Annotated in this window: 16 protein-coding genes; 13 read left to right on the forward strand and 3 right to left on the reverse strand. The window is 67.6% G+C overall.

Annotated features, from left to right (window positions below):
* Nucleotides 1-608: 608 nt before the first annotated feature.
* The 4 genes from H6844_06875 to prsT all read left to right on the forward strand — a co-directional run bounded on the left by H6844_06875 (nucleotide 609) and on the right by prsT (nucleotide 8,481).
* The gene (locus tag H6844_06875) at nucleotides 609-1,994 is read left to right on the forward strand and encodes a TIGR03013 family PEP-CTERM/XrtA system glycosyltransferase (protein ID MCB9929119.1); all 1,386 of its coding nucleotides are present in this window, start codon (nucleotides 609-611) and stop codon (nucleotides 1,992-1,994) included.
* 84 nt (nucleotides 1,995-2,078) lie between these two features.
* Nucleotides 2,079-4,241 (forward strand): PEP-CTERM system histidine kinase PrsK, encoded by a 2,163-nt coding sequence (prsK, locus tag H6844_06880; GenBank protein ID MCB9929120.1) that lies wholly within the window; start codon nucleotides 2,079-2,081, stop codon nucleotides 4,239-4,241.
* Nucleotides 4,242-4,306: 65 nt separating this feature from the next.
* Nucleotides 4,307-5,680, forward strand: coding sequence for a PEP-CTERM-box response regulator transcription factor (gene prsR, locus H6844_06885; protein MCB9929121.1), 1,374 nt, complete (start codon nucleotides 4,307-4,309; stop codon nucleotides 5,678-5,680).
* Complete coding sequence (prsT, locus tag H6844_06890) at nucleotides 5,677-8,481, forward strand: PEP-CTERM system TPR-repeat protein PrsT (GenBank protein MCB9929122.1); 2,805 nt, start codon at nucleotides 5,677-5,679, stop codon at nucleotides 8,479-8,481. Before prsR ends, prsT begins: the two co-directional genes overlap by 4 nt.
* Nucleotides 8,482-8,792: 311 nt before the next feature.
* Here the strand turns inward: prsT and H6844_06895 are convergent, their stop codons facing one another.
* Nucleotides 8,793-8,996 (reverse strand): 30S ribosomal protein S21, encoded by a 204-nt coding sequence (locus H6844_06895; GenBank protein MCB9929123.1) that lies wholly within the window; start codon nucleotides 8,994-8,996, stop codon nucleotides 8,793-8,795.
* 161 nt (nucleotides 8,997-9,157) lie between these two features.
* Here H6844_06895 and def point away from each other — a divergent pair, with 161 nt between their 5' ends.
* The 5 genes from def to H6844_06920 all read left to right on the forward strand — a co-directional run bounded on the left by def (nucleotide 9,158) and on the right by H6844_06920 (nucleotide 13,129).
* Entirely contained in the window at nucleotides 9,158-9,715 is a 558-nt protein-coding gene (gene def / locus H6844_06900; protein MCB9929124.1) for a peptide deformylase, read from the forward strand.
* A 101-nt stretch (nucleotides 9,716-9,816) separates the two neighbouring features.
* Nucleotides 9,817-10,548: a COQ9 family protein gene (locus H6844_06905; GenBank protein ID MCB9929125.1), complete on the forward strand. Its 732-nt coding sequence runs from the start codon at nucleotides 9,817-9,819 to the stop codon at nucleotides 10,546-10,548.
* Nucleotides 10,549-10,725: 177 nt separating this feature from the next.
* Nucleotides 10,726-11,628 carry a CoA ester lyase gene (locus H6844_06910; GenBank protein ID MCB9929126.1) on the forward strand — a complete coding sequence of 301 codons (903 nt, stop codon included), beginning with the start codon at nucleotides 10,726-10,728 and terminating at the stop codon, nucleotides 11,626-11,628.
* 12 nt (nucleotides 11,629-11,640) lie between these two features.
* Nucleotides 11,641-11,940: a hypothetical protein gene (locus H6844_06915; GenBank protein MCB9929127.1), complete on the forward strand. Its 300-nt coding sequence runs from the start codon at nucleotides 11,641-11,643 to the stop codon at nucleotides 11,938-11,940.
* A 214-nt stretch (nucleotides 11,941-12,154) separates the two neighbouring features.
* Entirely contained in the window at nucleotides 12,155-13,129 is a 975-nt protein-coding gene (locus tag H6844_06920; GenBank protein ID MCB9929128.1) for a GTP-binding protein, read from the forward strand.
* Between the two features lie 3 nt (nucleotides 13,130-13,132).
* On the opposite strand, the gene H6844_06925 is transcribed toward H6844_06920, so the two are convergent.
* The gene (locus H6844_06925) at nucleotides 13,133-13,732 is read right to left on the reverse strand and encodes a 2-hydroxychromene-2-carboxylate isomerase (protein MCB9929129.1); all 600 of its coding nucleotides are present in this window, start codon (nucleotides 13,730-13,732) and stop codon (nucleotides 13,133-13,135) included.
* A 179-nt stretch (nucleotides 13,733-13,911) separates the two neighbouring features.
* Between H6844_06925 and rfbB the strand changes: the two genes are divergently transcribed.
* Genes rfbB through rfbA form a run of 3 tightly spaced genes read left to right on the forward strand, consistent with a single transcriptional unit; the run spans nucleotide 13,912 to nucleotide 16,879 of the window.
* Complete coding sequence (gene rfbB / locus H6844_06930; protein ID MCB9929130.1) at nucleotides 13,912-14,967, forward strand: dTDP-glucose 4,6-dehydratase; 1,056 nt, start codon at nucleotides 13,912-13,914, stop codon at nucleotides 14,965-14,967.
* Nucleotides 14,964-15,899 carry a dTDP-4-dehydrorhamnose reductase gene (rfbD, locus tag H6844_06935; GenBank protein MCB9929131.1) on the forward strand — a complete coding sequence of 312 codons (936 nt, stop codon included), beginning with the start codon at nucleotides 14,964-14,966 and terminating at the stop codon, nucleotides 15,897-15,899. Before rfbB ends, rfbD begins: the two co-directional genes overlap by 4 nt.
* Entirely contained in the window at nucleotides 15,896-16,879 is a 984-nt protein-coding gene (rfbA, locus tag H6844_06940) for a glucose-1-phosphate thymidylyltransferase RfbA (protein ID MCB9929132.1), read from the forward strand. Before rfbD ends, rfbA begins: the two co-directional genes overlap by 4 nt.
* On the opposite strand, the gene H6844_06945 is transcribed toward rfbA, so the two are convergent.
* Nucleotides 16,794-17,459: a hypothetical protein gene (locus tag H6844_06945; GenBank protein ID MCB9929133.1), complete on the reverse strand. Its 666-nt coding sequence runs from the start codon at nucleotides 17,457-17,459 to the stop codon at nucleotides 16,794-16,796. The genes rfbA and H6844_06945 overlap by 86 nt on opposite strands.
* A 153-nt stretch (nucleotides 17,460-17,612) precedes the next feature.
* Between H6844_06945 and H6844_06950 the strand changes: the two genes are divergently transcribed.
* Nucleotides 17,613-18,335 (forward strand): VIT1/CCC1 transporter family protein, encoded by a 723-nt coding sequence (locus H6844_06950; GenBank protein ID MCB9929134.1) that lies wholly within the window; start codon nucleotides 17,613-17,615, stop codon nucleotides 18,333-18,335.
* The last annotated feature ends 35 nt before the right edge of the window (nucleotides 18,336-18,370 follow it).

The following is an 18,370-nucleotide window of genomic DNA, read 5'->3' on the forward strand; positions in this document are numbered from 1 at the left end:
TCCGCAGGCCCGTGGGCGAGAGTTCCGTGGCGAGATTGAGCCATATTGTCGCGACTCCGGGCTGTGCGTGACAAAATTTTGCCATCTAAACAACATAGTACCGTTATTTTCTCAATAATGCAAACCCGGGACCCTTGGAATGTTGCGCACTATGGTGTTGCAATCTCCGGGTGAAAAAGTGAACCTCACATCTGAGGCAGGGTGCATACGAATGCTTTTGGTCGTATGTTTTTGGATGCCGCGGCTGAACCTATGGTTGAGACTTCGCTGAGGCCGCAAGTATGATATAGTATACGCAAAATACATGATAATTGATTGTGTATCATATAAGATGTTTATTAGAATTATTTGGCGCATAATCTCAGTTCGAATTGGGCAAAATCGGCGGTTTCCAGGTAAATTTGCCATGGAGTTGTTGGTGGCATAAGCGGCCCCTTTGCGCTATCATAAGCTGCGTTGGTTGATGGATCTGAGCGGCGTAGCGCTTAGCATACAATGTAAAGCGTGTCGGCCGCGAGAAGGGGGATGGAATATGTCAGTCGGTATGGATCGACAATGTAAGGTACGGCTTACAATGCGATTGCCAAAAAGAGCCGGGAGAGCGTGAAATGATGTTGTTTGGCCATCATCTGCGTCGCATGACTGTCTTCCTATGCCTGTTGGAAGCGGCCATTTTCGTTGCGGCGTTCTTTGCTGTCGCGCGCGGCTTGCCGCTGGCGAATTTCAACCCGGCGTCGGTCGGCGAGGTGTTTCAGGTCGCGGTGGTGCCGACGGTGCTGCTGTTCCTGGCCATGGTCGCGCTCGGCACCTACAATATCGACGTCTTGCAGTCGCCGGGAACGGTCACGCAGCGGCTGGTCGCCGTGGCCGTGCTCGGTGGTATCGCGACCCTGGTCCTGGCTGCGCTGGGCATTTGCGATCTGATTTCCGCGCGCCAGATGGTGCTGGCGGAGGCGGCGGCGTTCCCGCTGATCCTGGTGGGGCGGCTGTCCGTGCGCTATCTCACCGCCGTCCCGGTGCTGCGCTCGCGCGCCCTGGTGCTGGGCACCGGCCCGTCGGCCCGGCGCGTGTGGGAGGCCCTGAGCGGCGACAATCTGGGGCGGCTCTACCGCTTCGTCGCCATCGACGCCGGGGCGTCGGATCATCCGGAAGTGCCGGCCGCGCGGACCATGAGCCGCCCGGAATCGATTGCCGATTTCGCCCTGCGCAACAATATCGACCAGGTGGTCGTGGCATTGGACAACCAGCCCGACGCCATGCCGATGGCCGATCTGGTGGAATGCCGCCGGCGTGGCATCAAGGTGGAAGACACCAGCGCGTTCATCGAGCGCGAGACGGGCAAGGTCGATCTCGACGGCCTGGGCGCCGGCTGGCTGGTGTTCGACAAAGGCTTCGAACTCGGCCCGCTTGGCCAGTTGCTCAAGCGCGGGCTGGATGTGGCGGTGTCCGGCGCGCTGCTGATCCTGTTTGCGCCGGTGCTGTTGGCGACCGCCCTGTTGATCAAGCTGGACTCGCCCGGCCCCGTCTTCTACCGGCAAACCCGCGTGGGCCTGAACGGCAAGCCCTACAGCATTCTGAAATTCCGCAGCATGGTTCAGGATGCGGAGAAGGACGGCAAGGCGCAGTGGGCCAAATCGGGCGATGCCCGGGTGACGCGCGTCGGCGCCATCATCCGCAAGACCCGGGTCGATGAAATCCCCCAGGCCATCAACGTGCTGAAGGGCGATATGAGCTTTGTCGGCCCGCGCCCCGAGCGCCCGGTGTTCGTCGATCAGTTGGCGGCGGAAATTCCGTACTACAACGAACGCCATCGGGTGAAGCCGGGCATCACCGGCTGGGCCCAGATCAGCTACCCCTATGGTGCGTCGGTCGAAGACGCTCGGGAAAAGCTCAAATACGACTTGTATTATATCAAGCATCAGAGCTTCCTGTTCGATCTGGTCATTATCCTGCAAACCGTGCGCATCGTTCTGTTCGCCGAAGGCGCACGCTGACGGCGCCGACGTGCCCGGACCGGCGGTTGGGTCGCGCGGTTGGGGCGGACGGTTCGCATCCGAAAGGGGCGCTGGCGATAGTAGATGGGCGCGAACGCATATCTCCTGCCCCTGATCGGGATTGGCTATTTTCTGTGGCTGGCGACGCTGGTCGCCCGGCCGGGGCGGCAGCGGTTCGCCTTTTGCCTCGCCGCTGCCTCCACCATTCTCTGGGCGGCAATCGCCTATTGGGATGAGTATGTGGCGGCCCTGCCGCAAAGCCTGACGGTGGTGGCCGGCGTGGTGCGGCTGTGGACCTGGGTCTGGCTGGTCGCGCAATTGCTGTCGCTCTGGAGCAGTCCGGTCGACCCCGAAACCGGCCGCAAGGTGCGCTCGCCAGGGTCTGCGCCAATGCAGATTGCATCGGCGGTGGCGTTGGCCTCGATTGTCGTGGCGGTGGCCGCACAATGGGTCGGGCCGATGTACGAGCCGTTCGCCAACGCGACGGTCGGTCGGCTGTGCCTGGCGGTGATCGGGTTCATGCTGCTGGAAAACCTGCTGACGCTGGCACCGTCGCCGGCGCGCTGGGCGATCAAGCACATGCTGATCGGCTTCGGCGCGGCCTTCGCGTTCGATCTGTTCCTGTTCTCGGAAGCGATGCTGCTGAAGCAGATCAGCGAGGTGACGGCCGAGGTGGCGCCGTTCGTCATCGCCTTCGTGCTGCCGCTGGTCTGGATCAGCGAGCGGCGCCTGCGCGGCATCCGCAGCGGGATCGCGGTCAGCCGGACCGTCATGCTGCGCACCACGGCGCTGCTGGGCAGCGGCCTTTACCTGCTGGGGGTGGCGGGCGTCGGGTTTCTGATCCAGCGGTTCGGCTGGACCTGGGGGCCGGCCCTGCAAATGGCCGGGTTTATCGGTGCGCTGCTGGTGCTGGCCGTGATGCTCGCCTCCAGCCAGGTGCGCGCGCACACGCGGTGGTGGCTCTCGCGCAATTTCTTCCGCCTGCACTATGACTATCGCAGCGAATGGTTGCGGTATGTCGAGACGATGGCGGGGGTGGATGCGCTGACCGGGCGTCTGCACCAGCGGGCGATCAAGGCGACGGCCGACCTGTTGGATTGCGCGGGCGGCGCGCTGTATGTGCGCACCCGGCACAGCGGTTTCCGGCTGGCGGCGGAACTCGAATTCGGCAATGCCGTGCTCGCGGGACCGCCGCCGGAATCGCTGTTGGACCGGCTGACGCCGAAATCGCCGGTGGTGGACCTGACCGCCATGGCGCCGGTCGAGGAGCCGGCCGAGCGGGAATGGTGCCGGGCCATCGGCAGCGGCTGGGTGCTGCTTGGCCTGCAGCACCGTGGCCGCATGGTCGGGGCGTTGTTGGTGGCCTCGCCCCGGGTGCGCCGTCCGCTGTCGTGGGAAGACCGGGACCTGTTGCAGATCTTTTCCGCGCAGATCGGGTCCTATGTCGCGGAAGAGCAGGTGACCCTCGCGCTCGCGGAAGCGCGACGCTTCGAGCGCATCAGCAAAAATTTCAGCTTTATCGCGCACGATCTGAAAAATCTGGTGACGCAGCTCTCGCTGATCGTCAGCCAGGCCAAACGCCATGGAGACAACCCCGATTTCCAAAAGGACGCATTGAGCACGGTCGCCGATTCGGTGGAAAAGATGCGCACCATGCTGTTGCGCCTGCGCGATGTTCAGGCGGGCGACGATGGCGAGGCGTTGCAACTGATCCGCCTGGGGCCCCTGGTCGCCGATCTGTTCCAGCGCAAGGGCGCAATGATCGGGCGGCTGACCGTCGGCCAGCTGGACGGGTCCTTGCAGGTGCGCGCAGAGCCCACCACGTTAGCAGCGGTGCTGGAGAACTTGGTGCAAAACGCATTGGATGCTGTTGGCGATGACGGTCACGTGAGCGTGGGACTGGTGCGCCGGTCCGGTGAAAACAGACCTGGTGAAAACGGGTCCGGTGAAAACGGGTCTGGCGAAGCGGTCATCGCGATCGAGGATGACGGGGTCGGCATGACGCAACAGTTCATCGACGACCATTTGTTCCAACCGTTCGTCTCCACCAAGGAGACGGGATTCGGCCTGGGAATGTACCAGTGCCGGGAATGGGTGGAACGCTGGAACGGACGCTTGGAATTGCAAAGTGCGCCCGGGCAGGGCACAACGGCGCTGGTCGTGCTTCCGATTGTGCCGGACGATGCGAATGCAACCAGTGCGAACCAGGAAGCCAATAATGCGAACCAAGAAAAGGTCGAACGGTGAGCGAGCCAAAGGATGGAGCAGCTTTCGCCCAGGCGGCGAAAAGCGGGGACGGACGTCCCATTTTGCTGGCGGTCGATGACGATCCCGGCATTCAACGCAGTTTGCGGTGGTGCTTTGACGACTATGAGGTGATCACGGCCGGCGACCGCGCCACGGCCATCCAGGCGATGGAGGCGACCCGCCCCGCCGTCGTCACCCTCGATCTGGGCCTGCCGCCGTCGGTCGACGACGCGACCGAGGGCCTGGCCACCCTGGCGGCGATCCTGGCGATCGCACCGACGACCAAGGTGATCGTGGTCAGCGGCAACGAGGACCATGCCAACGCGGTCCGCGCCATCGCCGAGGGGGCGTACGATTTCTACTCCAAACCGATCGACGAGGAGGTGCTGCAACTGATCGTCCGGCGCGCCTTCCACGTGCACGAGCTGGAAGCGGAAAACCGCTCGCTGCGCACGGCGAAGGCCGACGATCACGGCATCCTCACCGCCAGCGAGAGCATGCAGGCGGTCTGCAAGATGGTGGAAAAGATCGCCCCCACCGACGCCACCGTGTTGCTGCTGGGCGAAAGCGGCACCGGCAAGGAGTTGCTGGCCCGCGCGCTGCACCGCCGCGCGCTGCGCGACGACGGCCCGTTCGTTGCGATCAACTGTGCCGCCATTCCGGAAAACCTGCTGGAAAGCGAGCTGTTCGGTCACGAAAAGGGCGCGTTTACCGGTGCCATCAAGGCATTGAAAGGCAAGATCGAACTTGCCGACGGCGGCACGCTCTTCCTGGACGAAATCGGCGACATGCCGCCCTCGCTGCAGGGCAAGCTGTTGCGGTTCCTGCAGGAACGGGAAATCGAGCGCATCGGCGGACGGGATATCATCCCCGTCGACGTGCGTGTGGTCTCGGCCACTCATCGCGACCTGCGCAAGCTGATCGACGAGGGGACGTTCCGCGAGGACCTGTTCTATCGGCTCGCGGAAATCGTGGTGGAAATCCCGCCGCTGCGCGACCGCGGCGACGACTCGGTGCTGCTGGCGCAGCATTTCGCCACCCGCTTCGCCGCACAGATGAACTCGGCGGCGGTGAAGCTGAGCGCGGACGCGGCGGACGCCATTCGCGCCTACAAATGGCGCGGCAATGTCCGGGAACTGGAAAACCGGGTGAAGCGGGCCGTCATCATGGCCAACCAGCCGGTCATCAATGCCAGCGACCTGGACCTGCCGAGCGTGACGCCCCGGGCAAGGGCGGCCTTCGATGGGCCGGCGGAAATCATCAGCCTGCGCGATGCGCGCGAGCGGGCGGAGCGGGAGGCGATCACGATCGCGCTGCGCAGCCTGTCCGGCAATCTTTCGGCCGTGGCCAAGGCTTTGGGCGTCAGCCGCCCGACACTCTATAACCTGTTGAAACAACACGATCTAAACGCCGATATGGAAGAGGGAACCAACGCATGAACAAGGCGAGCGGCAAGCGGGCGGCCTGGCGCGCAACCCGGATGGGGATGTTGGCGGCGGCTTCCGCCATTGTGCTGTCGGCCACGGTGTCGATGTCGGCGTTGGCGGACCAGGGGCGCTCGCAGGATTATTACAAGGACGCGCTGGAATGGCTGCAAAAGGGCGATGGCCGTGCGGCACTGATCCAGTTGCGCAACGCCGTGAAGGAGGACCCCGACAATTTCAACGCCCGCCTGCTGCTGGGGCGGTTGTACCTGGAGACCGGCAATCTGCCGTCGGCGCTGAAGGAACTCGAAGTCGCCCACAAAGGCGCGCCCGGCGATGAGACCGAGGTCTATTACGGTCGGGCCCTGCTGGCCGGCCGCCAGTATCAGAAGGTGCTGGATACGGTGCAGCAGACGGCCAACGATCCGACCTTCGGCACGGTCAAGGTCCTGATCCGGTCCGAAGCACTGTTCGGCCTGGGGCGTCTGGACGATGCGATGGCCGAAGTGCAACCCATCCTGGCCAAGGACTCGAACCAGCCGCAGGCAAACCTGATGGCCGCGCGCATCCTTGCGGCCCAGAACGATCCCAAGGCGGCGTACGCCCATGTCGATGCGGCCCTGGTCGGCAACCCGAAGTTGATGGAAGCCTATCTGGTGCGGGCGAACCTCGACTATGCCGCGCGCGACATGGACAAGGCGATGGAGTCCCTGGACCGGGCCATCGAACTGGCGCCGGACGACCCGCGCCCCAAAATGTTAAAAGCGGAAACGCTGATGCGCCTGGGCCGGCTGGACGAGGCCACGACCCTGGTGAAGGCCTATCAGGAAAAGAACCCGCGCGATGTGCGGGCGGCCTATCTGATGGCCCGCATCCTGGCCGCCGAGGGCAAGTATGAGGAGGCGGACCAGGAACTGCGTCCGATCTCGGAAGCGGTGCGGCAGATCCCGGCCGCCAGCCTGCTGGCCGGCATCGTGAAATATCATCTGGAGCAATACGCCCAGGCCGAGGAGGCGCTGCAGCGCTATGTGCAGACGGCCGGTGACGAGGCAAGGCAGGCGCGCCGCCTGATTGCGGCGATCCAGTTGCGCACCCTGCGCCCGCGCGCGGTGTTGGGCACGCTCCAATCCCTGATCGGCGAGGGCTCCCGCGATGTCGCGAGCATGCAGATGGCGGCAAGCGCCTATCTGCGCGTCAACGATCTCCAGAACGCCAAGGCGATGTTCGCGCGGGTGGTGCGCTACGGCGCGCCCGCCGACGTGCGCCAGGCCCAGCCCTTCCTGCAGGTGCTGGACTCCGCCAAGCCGGACGTCGACGGCAAGCTGACGCTCGACCCGCTGGTGAAGGACACGCTGGTCGTCCTGGACCTGATGCGGACCGGCGAAGAGGCCGAAGCGCTGAAGGATGCCCTGAAACTGGCCGAGGCGAACCCGGACAACAACAGCGTCGCCAATCTGGTGGCCGGGATCTATGTCGCCCGCAACGACCTGGAAACGGCGCGCAAATATCTGACGCCGGCGCTGGAGCGCGATCCCAACGCCATCACCCTGATGCGCACCATGGACCGGATCGATACGGCCGAAGGCAAGTTCGATGCGGTCGAGAAGCGGGCGCGGGATGCGCTGGCGGCATCGCCCGACAACGAACAGATCATTCTGCACCTGGCGCAGTTCCTGGCGCAGCGCGGCCGGCGGGACGAGGCCGTCCGGTTGCTGGAAGAGAAGGCGGATGCCCTGCCGCAGTCGCTCGCCCTGCGCCAGACGCTGGCGCGGTTGGATCTGGCCCTGAAACGGCCGGACGACGCCCGCAAGCGGGCGAACGAAGCGCTGGCAATCGGCAAGGCGGGCACGGTTCAGGGGCTGGTTCTGGCCGGCGATATCTTCGTGGCATTGAAGGATCTTCCCGCCGCCGAGGAGGCTTTCGGCCAGCTGGCGAGCGCGACGAACCAGAGCACCGGTGCCTTGCTGAAGCTGGCACAGGTCCAGTTCCAGGCCGGCGATACGAAGGCGACCCGGGCAACGCTGGAACAGGTTCTGGCCAAGGACCCGGCCAACGCGGTCGCCAACCGTTCGCTGGTGTCGCTGTATTTGCGCGACGGCGACGGCGACGCGGCGATGGCGGCGGCCGACCGTGCCGCCAAGGCGAACGACATTCTGGGCCTGCAATTGCGGGCCGAGGTCTATCGCCAAACCAAGCGTATGGATCAGGCCATCCTGGAAATGCGGAACGGTCTGGCGAAACACAAGATCAGCGAACTGGCGCAGCAGACGTTCCGCCTGCTGGTCGAGGCCGGCAAGGTCGACGAGGCGAAGAAGCTTCTGTCCGGCTGGCTGGTCGACCATCCCGACGATCCCGACTCGCTGCAACTGCTGAGCGCGCTGCTGATCCGCGAACAGGATTATGGCGGGGCGGCGGTGTATCTGGAACGGGCGTTTTCACTGCTGCCGAACAATCCGGTGGTGCTGAACAATCTGGCCTGGGTGCGCTATGAACTGCAACGCCCGGGCGCCCTGGCCGTTGCCCGTCGGGCCTATCGTCTGGCGCCCCAGGCGCCGGCGGTGATCGACACGCTCGGCTGGATCCTGGTGCGCGAGGGGGAATTGGACGAAGGGGTCAAGCTGCTCTACACCGCCAACGACGCCGCGCCCAAGGTCGGCGACATCGCCTATCATCTGGCGTTCGCCCTGGAGAAATCGGGCAAGAAGACGGATGCCATCGGCGTGCTGGAGCGGGCGCTGGACCCGGCGACCGATGCGGAGTTCGGCGAGGACCGGACCAAGGCGGAGGAGCTTCTGGCGAAGCTGAAGGCGGGTTAAGGCCCGCCACGACCGGAGCAGGTGGACATCTCCGGAAACCGTCATTGCGAGCCGAAGGCGAAGCAATCCAGAGTTTTCCATGGCAAAAGACGCTGGATTGCTTCGGCCCCCGGATGAAATCCGGGGGCCGAAGCAATGACGGAATCACGGTTTCCGGAAGCCTCCAGGTTCGACCGCGCAAATTTGACCGGCCCTAAACGAAACCGGCCCCAAACGAAGACGTCGGGAAGCGAGGGGCTCGCTTCCCGACGTTGTCACTCAATCCGGCAAGCGCCGGCTTGGCATGGGGTCGCGTCCGGGACGCGCGGGCTCTAGTAGCCCTCGCGCTCCATCCGCTTGCGCATCAGCTTGCGGTGGCGGCGAATGGCTTCGGCCTTCTCCCGTGCGCGGCGCTCCGACGGCTTTTCGTAGGACCGGCGCAGTTTCATCTCGCGAAACACGCCTTCACGCTGCAGCTTTTTCTTCAGGGCGCGAAGGGCTTGATCGACGTTGTTGTCGCGAACGGTTACTTGCACGGGAGGTTGTCACTCCGTTTCAGTCGGTTGCGGGTGCAGAAAATCGACCGGCAATCCATGGCCGGCTATTGCGGCGCGTTTTACCCGAAGGCGGCATGGCTTTCAATCGTTTTTCCGCGTACCCATGTTGGAAGCGTGCAAGGGAAGGATCCGAGCGACCGATGGCCATTCGCAAAATCGCCCGCATGGGCCACCCGGTTCTGTTGCAGCGCGCCGCGGAGGTCCCGGACCCGTCCGCCGTGCGCGACCTGATCCGGGACATGGCCGAGACGCTGGTGGATTCCGGCGGCATCGGCCTGGCCGCGCCGCAAATCCATGAAAGCGTTCGGCTTATTCTGGTCTCGGTCCCGGCCGGGCGCTCCGAGGCGGGCGAGGGCGAAACGCCGATCACCGCGCTGATCAACCCGGTGCTGACGCCGGTCGGCGACGACCGGGTGGTGGGCTGGGAGGGCTGCCTATCCATTCCCGGCCTTCGCGGCGCCGTGCCGCGCTTCCGCACCGTGCGCTTCGAGGCGCTGGACGCCGATGGCGCGCCGGTCGCGGGCGAGGCAGAGGGCATGATGGCGCGGGTGCTGCAACACGAGGTGGACCATTTGGACGGCATTCTCTACCCGATGCGCATGACCGATCATTCGCAATTCGGCTTCGACCAGGAAATCGGCCGCTACGCCCTCGGCAGAGGCCAGGGCGGGGACACCCGGAAAGGATCGACGAAATGAGCGCAGGCGACGACCCGAACCCGACGCCGGACCCGACGCCCGAGCCGACGCCGGACCTCACGCCCGACGAACTCGCGCGGCAACGGGCCGCCGACGAAGGCATGGAACCGCCTTACTCGGAAGAGGCCGGCGAGGGGGCCGACTCCGGGACGGCCGCCGAGGAGCCGGTGGAAGACCCGCACCGCGCCCTGCAACGGGCGATTCTGGAGGCCGCGCTGCCGCATATCGCCTTCGATGGCTGGACGCGGGAGGCGCTGACCCAGGCGGCCCTGGATGCCGGCTTCCACGAAGGCGATGCCGACCTGGCCTTTCCGGGCGGCCCCGCGGAAGCGGTGATCGCGCACGCCGCGCTCGCCGACGAGGACATGGCGGCGGAGATGGCGACGCTCGACCTGGAGACGATGCGCACCCGCGACAAGATCGCCATCGCCGTGCGCGTGCGTCTGGAAGCCCAGGTCGCCAACCGCGAGGCGATCCGGCGCGGCCTGCGCCTGCTGGCCGATCCGCGCCATGCGCCCGAAGCGGCGCGCAGCCTCGCCCGGACCGTGGATACGATCTGGCGGATTGCCGGCGATACCGCCACGGACTTCAACTACTACACCAAGCGCGGCCTGCTGGCCGGGGTCTATTCGGCGACGCTGGTCTACTGGCTCCAGGACGACTCCGAGGACCAGCACCGCACCTGGGAGTTCCTGAACCGGCGGCTCGACGAGGTGCTGCGCTTCGGCAAGGCGACGGCGGGCCTGGGCAAGGTGGCGGACCGGCTGCCGAACCCGTTCCGCCTCTGCGGTGGCGGCCGCCGCCGCTGGCGCGAAGGCCCCGTGCACCGGTAGGGGCCGGATCGAAGCCATTGCACCGGTAGGGGCCGGATCGAGACCCGTGCACCGATAGGGGCCGGATCGAAGCCGGCGCACCGATAGGCCGCCGGGCGGCCGGACAGCGGCCTTGATCGCCGGCGGGGTTCGCGCAATCTTGGCGGCGAACCTCCGCAATCAAGGCCCGTTCCGACCATGACCACCGCCCAACCGCCGATCCGCTCCTTCCTGTTCGTGCCGGCCGACAGCGAGCGCAAATACCAGAAGGCCGCCGGCACCAAGGCCGACGCCCTGATCCTCGACCTGGAGGATTCGGTGGCGCAGGAAAACCTGCCGAAGGCGCGGGAGATGGCGCGGGACTATCTCGCCTCCCACCGCGGCGATCGCGGCCGCCAGCAACTCTGGGTGCGCTGCAATCCGCTGGAAACGCCGCTGGCGCTGCCGGACCTGGCGGCGATCATGGCCGGTGCGCCGGACGGCATCATCCTGCCCAAGACCTATTCCGCGAAAGAGGCGGTCGAGTGCGACCACTATCTCTCCGCCCTGGAAGCGCGCGAGGGGCTGGCCATCGGCTCGACCCGCATCCTGGTGGTGGCGACCGAGACCGCACGCAGCGTCTTCACCATGGAGAGCTTCATCGGCGCCAGCCCGCGCATCTACGGCATGACCTGGGGGGCGGAGGACCTTTCCGCGGCGCTGCGCGCCACCACCAACCGGGCGCCGGACGGCCTCTATGAGGACGTCTATCGTCTGGTGCGCTCGCTCTGCCTCGCCGCCTGCCATGCGGGCGAGATGGAGCCGGTGGACGTGGTCTACCCGAATTTCCGCGACCTGGAGGGCATGAAGGCCGAGGCGATCCAGGCCCGCAAGACCGGCTTTACCGGCAAGGTTGCCATCCACCCGGACCAGGTCGACATCATCAACGAGGCGTTCACGCCGACCCCGGACGAGATCGCCTATGCCAAGCGCGTGATCGCCGCCTTCGGCGATCTCGGCTCGGGCACGGTCGGGCTCGACGGCAAGATGCTGGACATGCCGCACCTGAAACAGGCCCGCCACGTCCTGGCCATCGCCGACATGCTGGCCGCCCGCGGCTAGGCCGTCCCGGCCATGGCCCCGGCGGAACTGGAGGCGCTGCTGGCCGGCCTGCTGCTTGTGTGGCAGGTGCCGGCGGCGCTGTCGGTCCGCCGCGACGGCGAAGACCTGTGCGCGACGGTCGAGGGGCCGGCGGGCGCTGTCACGGTCGGGTACAGCGTCCCGTCCTTCGGTCCGCTCTGGCGGGTGCAGGAGGCCGGGCGTCGTCCGCGCACGTATCCGTCCACGATCGGCATGATCCGCCATCTGCGCGAAGCCCTGGCGCCGGAGCGCGGTGCGGCGCGGGTGGTGTTCGCTCCGGGGGCGGTCGGATGACGCGGGCATTTGCCCTGCAACCGGGCGCAGCGTCCCTCGATACGCCCGGCCGTTTGGCCGGGCCACTCGGGATGAAAGCCGGAACCGTGGCCGGTCCCGCGACCGGACCCGACATTCGCCCCCACCCCAGCTTCATCCCGAGTAGCGCCGCAGGCGCGTATCGAGGGACCGGCCCCAAACGCCCGCTCCCCTCGAAGCCACGGCGCGGGCAGCCATGACCCCGCTCCCGCTCACCGTGCTCACCGGCTTTCTCGGCAGCGGCAAGACGACGATCCTGCGCCACGCGCTCCGCGACCCGGCGCTGGCCGGCACGGCGGTGATCGTCAACGAGTTCGGCGCCGTCGGCCTCGACCACGACCTGCTGGAAAGTGCGGAAGAGGACCTGGTGGCACTGTCGACCGGCTGCCTCTGCTGCGCCGTGCGCGGCGACCTCGCCCGCACCATCGGCGACCTGCTGGCCCGCCGCGCCGCCGGTGCCATCGCGTTCGAGCGGCTGGTGATCGAAACGTCCGGCCTCGCCGATCCGGCGCCGATCGTGCAGGCGCTGGCGCTGGATCCGGCGTTGCGGGGGCGGGTGGCGCTCGCCCGGATCGTGACGGCCGTCGACGCCGTCACCGGGGCGCAAACCCTGGAAAATCATCCGGAGGCGCGCAAACAGGCCGCTTTCGCCGACACGCTGGTGCTGACCAAGACCGATCTCGCCCCGCCGCAGCCGGCGGAGCGGGCGGCGCGGCGCCACAATGCCGCCGCTCCCCTGGTCCGGGCCGAGCACGGTCGCCTCGACCCGGCACGCTTGCTGCCGCCGGCCGTCCCATCGGAGGCCCTGGCGGCGGCCATCGCCGCGACCGCGGACGCCGAGTCAGAGCACACAGAGGGCCTTGCCGCCGTCACCCTGGTGCGCGACGAACCGGTGCCCGCCATCGCCCTCACCCTGTTCCTGGAGGCGCTGGCCGAGGCCTGCGGCCCGGACCTGTTGCGGGTCAAGGGGCTGGTGCGCATTGCCGAAGCGCCGGAAACGCCGGCGGTGGTGCACGGCGTCCAGCATGTGTTCCACGCCCTGGAATGGCTGGACGCCTGGCCCGGCGGCGACCGGCGCACACGGCTGGTGTTCATCGGCCGCCGCCTGCTGCCTGGCTGGCCGCGCCTGCTGCTGGCCCAGATCGAGCGCGAGGTCGCGGCGGCGGCGTGAGGCTCATTCGGCCTCGTGCAGGGTTTCCGCGCCGCCGATCAGCGCATCGCGGACGAAGTCGAGCCGGTCCTGGCCCCAGAAGGGCTCGCCGTTGACGATGTAGAACGGGGCGCCGAACACGGCGGCCGCCTTCGCTTCCTCGGTCAGCGCGGCATAGCGGGCGGCGATGGCGTCGGACTGCGCCTCGGCCAGCAGCGCGTCGCCGTCGATGGCGATCGAGCGTGCGGCCTCCCGCACAAAGTCCGGGTCGGCCACGTTCCGGTCCTCGCACCAGACCCCGCGCATGAGCTGGTCCGCAAACGCCATGGCATCGAGGCCGGCCTCCGCCGCGGCCAGCACCGCACGGTTGCCCAGGTTCGGGTCGGCGGGGAAGTGCTTCGGGTGCAGGTTCAGCGGAATGCCGCGCTTGCGCCGCCAGCGCTGCAACTCGAACAGCCGGTAGCGCTGGCGCTGTTTCGGGCGCTGCGGCAGCGGCAGCCCGCCGGACACGGCGAACACGGCGCCGAAATCCACCGGCTTGATCGCGACCGAGACGCCGGCCTGGGTCACGATCTCGGAAAACTCCTCATGCCCCAGGAACGTCCAGGGCGAGGTGACGGTCATATAATATTCGACATGATGCTGCGGCACGGGGACGGGCTCCTTCCGTCGGGGGCGTTGGGCAAGACCGCGCCGGCCGGACTTAACCGGGATTGACCCGGCGGGCAGCGGATTAACGACTTTTTAATACCGCGACAGCGATCATTCCGGCCAGGGCAAACGGGATGCGAGGTGAAACTCCCATGAACGTCCTGGTGACCGGCGGCGCCGGCTTTATCGGCGGAACCTTGGTGCGGCGACTGCTCGGGCGGGGCTGCCGCGTCGTGAATGTCGATGCGCTCACCTATGCCGCGGCGCCCGAAGCGCTGGCCGCGTGCGGCGAGGCCGGCGGCTATGGCTTCGTTCGCGCCGACATCGCCGATGCCGACGCGATGGCCGGGATTTTCGCGCGGCACCGGCCGGATGCGGTGGTGCATCTGGCGGCGGAAAGCCATGTGGACCGCTCGATTGCCGGCCCTGCCGCCTGCATCCGGACGAATGTGACCGGCACGTCGGTGCTGCTGGAGGCCGCCCGGGCGCACTGGGCCGGCCTTTCGGGCGAGCGGCAGGAGCGGTTCCGCTTCCTGCACGTCTCCACCGACGAGGTGTTCGGCATGCTGGAACCGGACGAGCCGCCCTTCATCGAGGCCTCGCCCTACGCGCCGCGCTCGCCCTATGCCGCGTCCAAGGCCGCGGCCGACCATCTGGTTCGTGCCTGGGGCGAGACCTACGGCCTGCCGGTCCTGATCTCGAACGGCTGCAACACCTACGGCCCCTGGCAGCACCCGGAAAAGCTGATCCCGCGCATGCTGGCGCTGGCGCTGGCGGGCGAGGCGCTGCCGGTCTTTGGCGACGGCCGGCAGGTGCGGACCTGGCTGCATGTGGACGACCATGCCGACGCGCTCGCTCTGATCCTGGAGCGGGGCGAGCCCGGCCGGTCCTATCTGGTCGGCACCCGCGACGAGTGCCGCAATCTGGACCTGGTGCGCCGGCTCTGCACCCTGCTGGACGCCCGCCGGCCCGAGGCCGCCCCCCACGCCCGCCTGATCGCCCATGTGGCGGACCGGCCCGGCCATGACCGCCGCTATGCGGTCGACCCGACCCGGATCGAGCGGGAGCTGGGCTGGCGCCCGTGCCGGTCGTTCGATCAGGGGCTTGCCGCAACCGTGGACTGGACCCTGGCGCATCGCGACCGGTGTCTGGCACGGGCCGGTGCGGCCCCGTCTTTTCCTTCCCCCAACCGGAGAGCCGTTGCATGACCCGAGTTCTGATCTTCGGCGCCCAGGGTCAGCTGGCCCGGGCGCTGGCCCATAGCCCCTGGCCGCGCGGCTGGCGCACCCGCTATCTGGACCGCAGCCGCTGCGACCTGACCGACTTCGCCGCGGTGCGGGACGCGATCCTGGAGGGGGCGCCGGCTCTGATCGTCAACGCGGCCGCCCACACCGCCGTCGACCGGGCCGAATCCCAGCCCGACATCGCCTGGGCGGTCAATGCGCTCGCCCCTGCCGCCATGGCGGAGGCGGCGCGGCAGGTGGGGGCGGCGCTGGTCCAGGTCTCCACCGACTATGTGTTCAGCGGCAGCCTGGGGCCGGCCTGGACGGAGGCGGACGAGCCCCGGCCCCTCAACGTCTATGGCGCCACCAAGGCCGCGAGCGAGGAGGCGGTGCGGGCGGCGCTGCCGCGTCACCTGATCCTGCGCACCGCCTGGCTGTTCGACCGCAGCGGCCGGAATTTCGTCACCACCATGCTGCGCCTGGGGCGGATGCAGGACCGGCTTTCGGTCGTCAACGACCAGTACGGCCGGCCGACGGCCGCCGGCGACCTGGCGCAGGCCCTGGTGCACATGGCGCACGCCGCCATGAGCGCCGACAGCGGCTGGGGCACCTATCACCTCACCAACGGCGGCCCCGCGGTCATGCGGGCCGATTTCGCCCGGTCCATCTTCGCTGCTGCCGCGCCCTGGTATGGCGCGCCGCCGGAGATCGTGCCGGTCCGCTCCAACGCCTTCCCGGCGGCGGCGCAGCGCCCGGCGAACGCGGTGCTGGACACGGCGCGGGCCGAGCAGGTGTTCGGCCTGGCCCCGCGCCCCTGGTCGGATGCGCTGGGCGCAACCCTGGCGCAGCCCTTGCCCCGCTGTGCGGCGGCCCGGACCCGTTCGGCGCAGGGCGCATCGGCGAGGGTTGCGGCATGAGCGGCGGTTCGGACCTCAAGGGCATCCTGCTGGCGGGCGGCAGCGGCACCCGCCTGCACCCGGTCACGCACGGCCTCTCGAAGCAGTTGTTGCCGGTCTACGACAAGCCGATGGTCTACTACCCGCTCAGCGCGCTCATGCTGGCGGGAATCCGCGACATCCTGGTGATCTCCACGCCGCAGGACCTGCCGCTGTACCGGCGATTGCTGGGGGATGGAGGGGGCTGGGGCGTCTCCTTCGCCTATGCGGAGCAGCCGGAGCCGAACGGCATCGCCGAGGCGCTGCGGATCGGCCGGGGCTTTGTCGGCGACAGCCGGGTGGCGCTGGTGCTGGGCGACAACATTTTTTACGGCCACGGCCTGCCGGAGGTGCTGCGCGCCGCCGCGGCGCGCCCGGAGGGCGCGACCGTGTTCGGCTATTGGGTGCAGGACCCGGAGCGCTATGGCGTTCTGGCCTTCGACGCCGCGGGGCGCGCGATCGGCATCGTCGAGAAGCCGGCGGTGGCGCCCAGCCCCTATGCGGTCACCGGCCTCTATTTCTACGACAACCGGGTGCTCGATATCGCCGCGGCGCTGCGGCCGTCGGAGCGCGGCGAGCTGGAAATCACCGACGTCAACCGGGCCTATCTGGCCGCGGGCGCGCTGCATGTGGAGATGATGGGCCGCGGCTTTGCCTGGCTCGACGCGGGCACGCACGAATCCCTGCTGGATTCCGCCGTGTTCATCCGCACGCTGGAACAACGCCAGGGCCTGCGCATCGCCTGCCCGGAGGAGATCGCCTGGCGCCAGGGCTGGATCGGCGACGGCGACCTGGCGGCGCTGGCCGCCCCGCTCCGTCGCAGCGGCTATGGCGCCTATCTGCTGGGATTGCTGGGGGAGCCCGGCGCGCCGCCGGTCAACGGCTGGTCCCGAACACGAAGCGATAGTGCAGCGCCGTTGCCGCGTCCAGTTCTGCCGCCACTGTCTCTGCCACGGCACTGACCGTGCCGCTCTCGCCGCCTTCCAGCGCCAGCAGCCACTCCACCGTCTGCCCCGGCGGCACGGGTTGGCCCTGCTGGCGCAGCGGCGCGTTGGCCACGTCCAGGTCGTTTTCCAGCAGGCAACCGCCGGTCATGCCCGAGCGGTCGACGGCGCCGGGCAGCAATTCGCTCTCGATATGGGTGCGGAGCGCGGCCTGGGCATCCTCGCCTTCCGGCGCGGGAAAGCGGATCAGGGAGAGCGCGCCGCCGAAGCCGAAAATCTGGTCGACCGTCACCTTGAGCGTCAGGCGCTGGAACAGGGAGAACCGGCCCATCACCCGCTTCGACCAGGGCGTCTGGTCCGCCAGCAGCGCCAGATAGCCGGGGGCGGCCAGATCGGCGACGCTGCGGGTCTCGTACCAGGCGACATATTTCGGCGACGTCGTGCCCTCGCAGGCCAGATAGCGGCGCGAGCGCAGGAAGCCCGGCAACTGGGTGCGCTCGTCCACGTGCTCGCGATTGTACCATTCGTTGAAGTCCTGTTCGTGTTCGTCCGGGACTTCCGTGAACGTCATCAGCATGCCTTGGCCCAGCAGGGGCATCGCGCAATCCTCCCTCGGTCTCGCCTCATCCGGTCGATCCTGGCACAGCCGGTTTGCGCGCGCCAAAGGACGAGGTGCCACGGGCGCGAACCTGCGCCATAATACAGGCAGTTGCGGGGCCGCCGGTTCCTCCCGCCAGATCAGAGGCGCGTCATGTCGTTGGAACACAGCCATTCCCTGAATGCGATCCACGAGCGGATCCACGGCAAGACCAAGAACAGCTATGTCAGCGACTGGATTCTGGGCGGGATTGACGGTGCGGTCACCACCTTCGCCATCGTCGCCGGCGTGGTGGGCGCGGCGCTGGAATGGCATGTGATCATCATCCTGGGGCTCGCCAATCTGCTGGCGGACGGCTTTTCGATGGCGGCCAGCAATTACAGCGCCGTCAAGTCGGACGCCGACGACGTCAAGCGCCTCTGGAAGATGGAGCAGAAGCATATCCGCACCGTGCCCGAGGGCGAGCGCGAGGAGGTGCGCCAGATCCTGATCGGCAAGGGGCTGAGCGGCCCGACGCTGGAAGAGGCGGTCGAGGCGGTCTGCGCCAACGAGGCGGTCTGGATCGAGACCATGCTGGTGGAGGAATACGGCGTGCTGCCGGAAAGCCGCGACCCGCTGAAGGCGGCGCTGGCGACCATCAGCGCCTTCATTCTCTGCGGGTCGGTGCCGCTGGTGCCCTATGTGTTCGACATGGCGGAGCCCTTTGTGTGGGCCGTGGCGGCGACGGGGGTGGTATTCTTCGTGATCGGCGCCGCCAAGTCGATGTGGGCGCTGGCGCCCTGGTGGCGCTCCGGCCTGGAAACCTTCGCCATCGGCATGGCGGCGGCGGGCGTTTCCTATGCGGTGGGCTATTGGCTCAAGGGCCTGATCGGCTAAGCTGGCGGCAACGCCAAACCCCGCCGATCGGCAAG

This window comes from Alphaproteobacteria bacterium (assembly GCA_020638555.1).
Lineage (GTDB): Bacteria > Pseudomonadota > Alphaproteobacteria > Bin95 > Bin95 > JACKII01.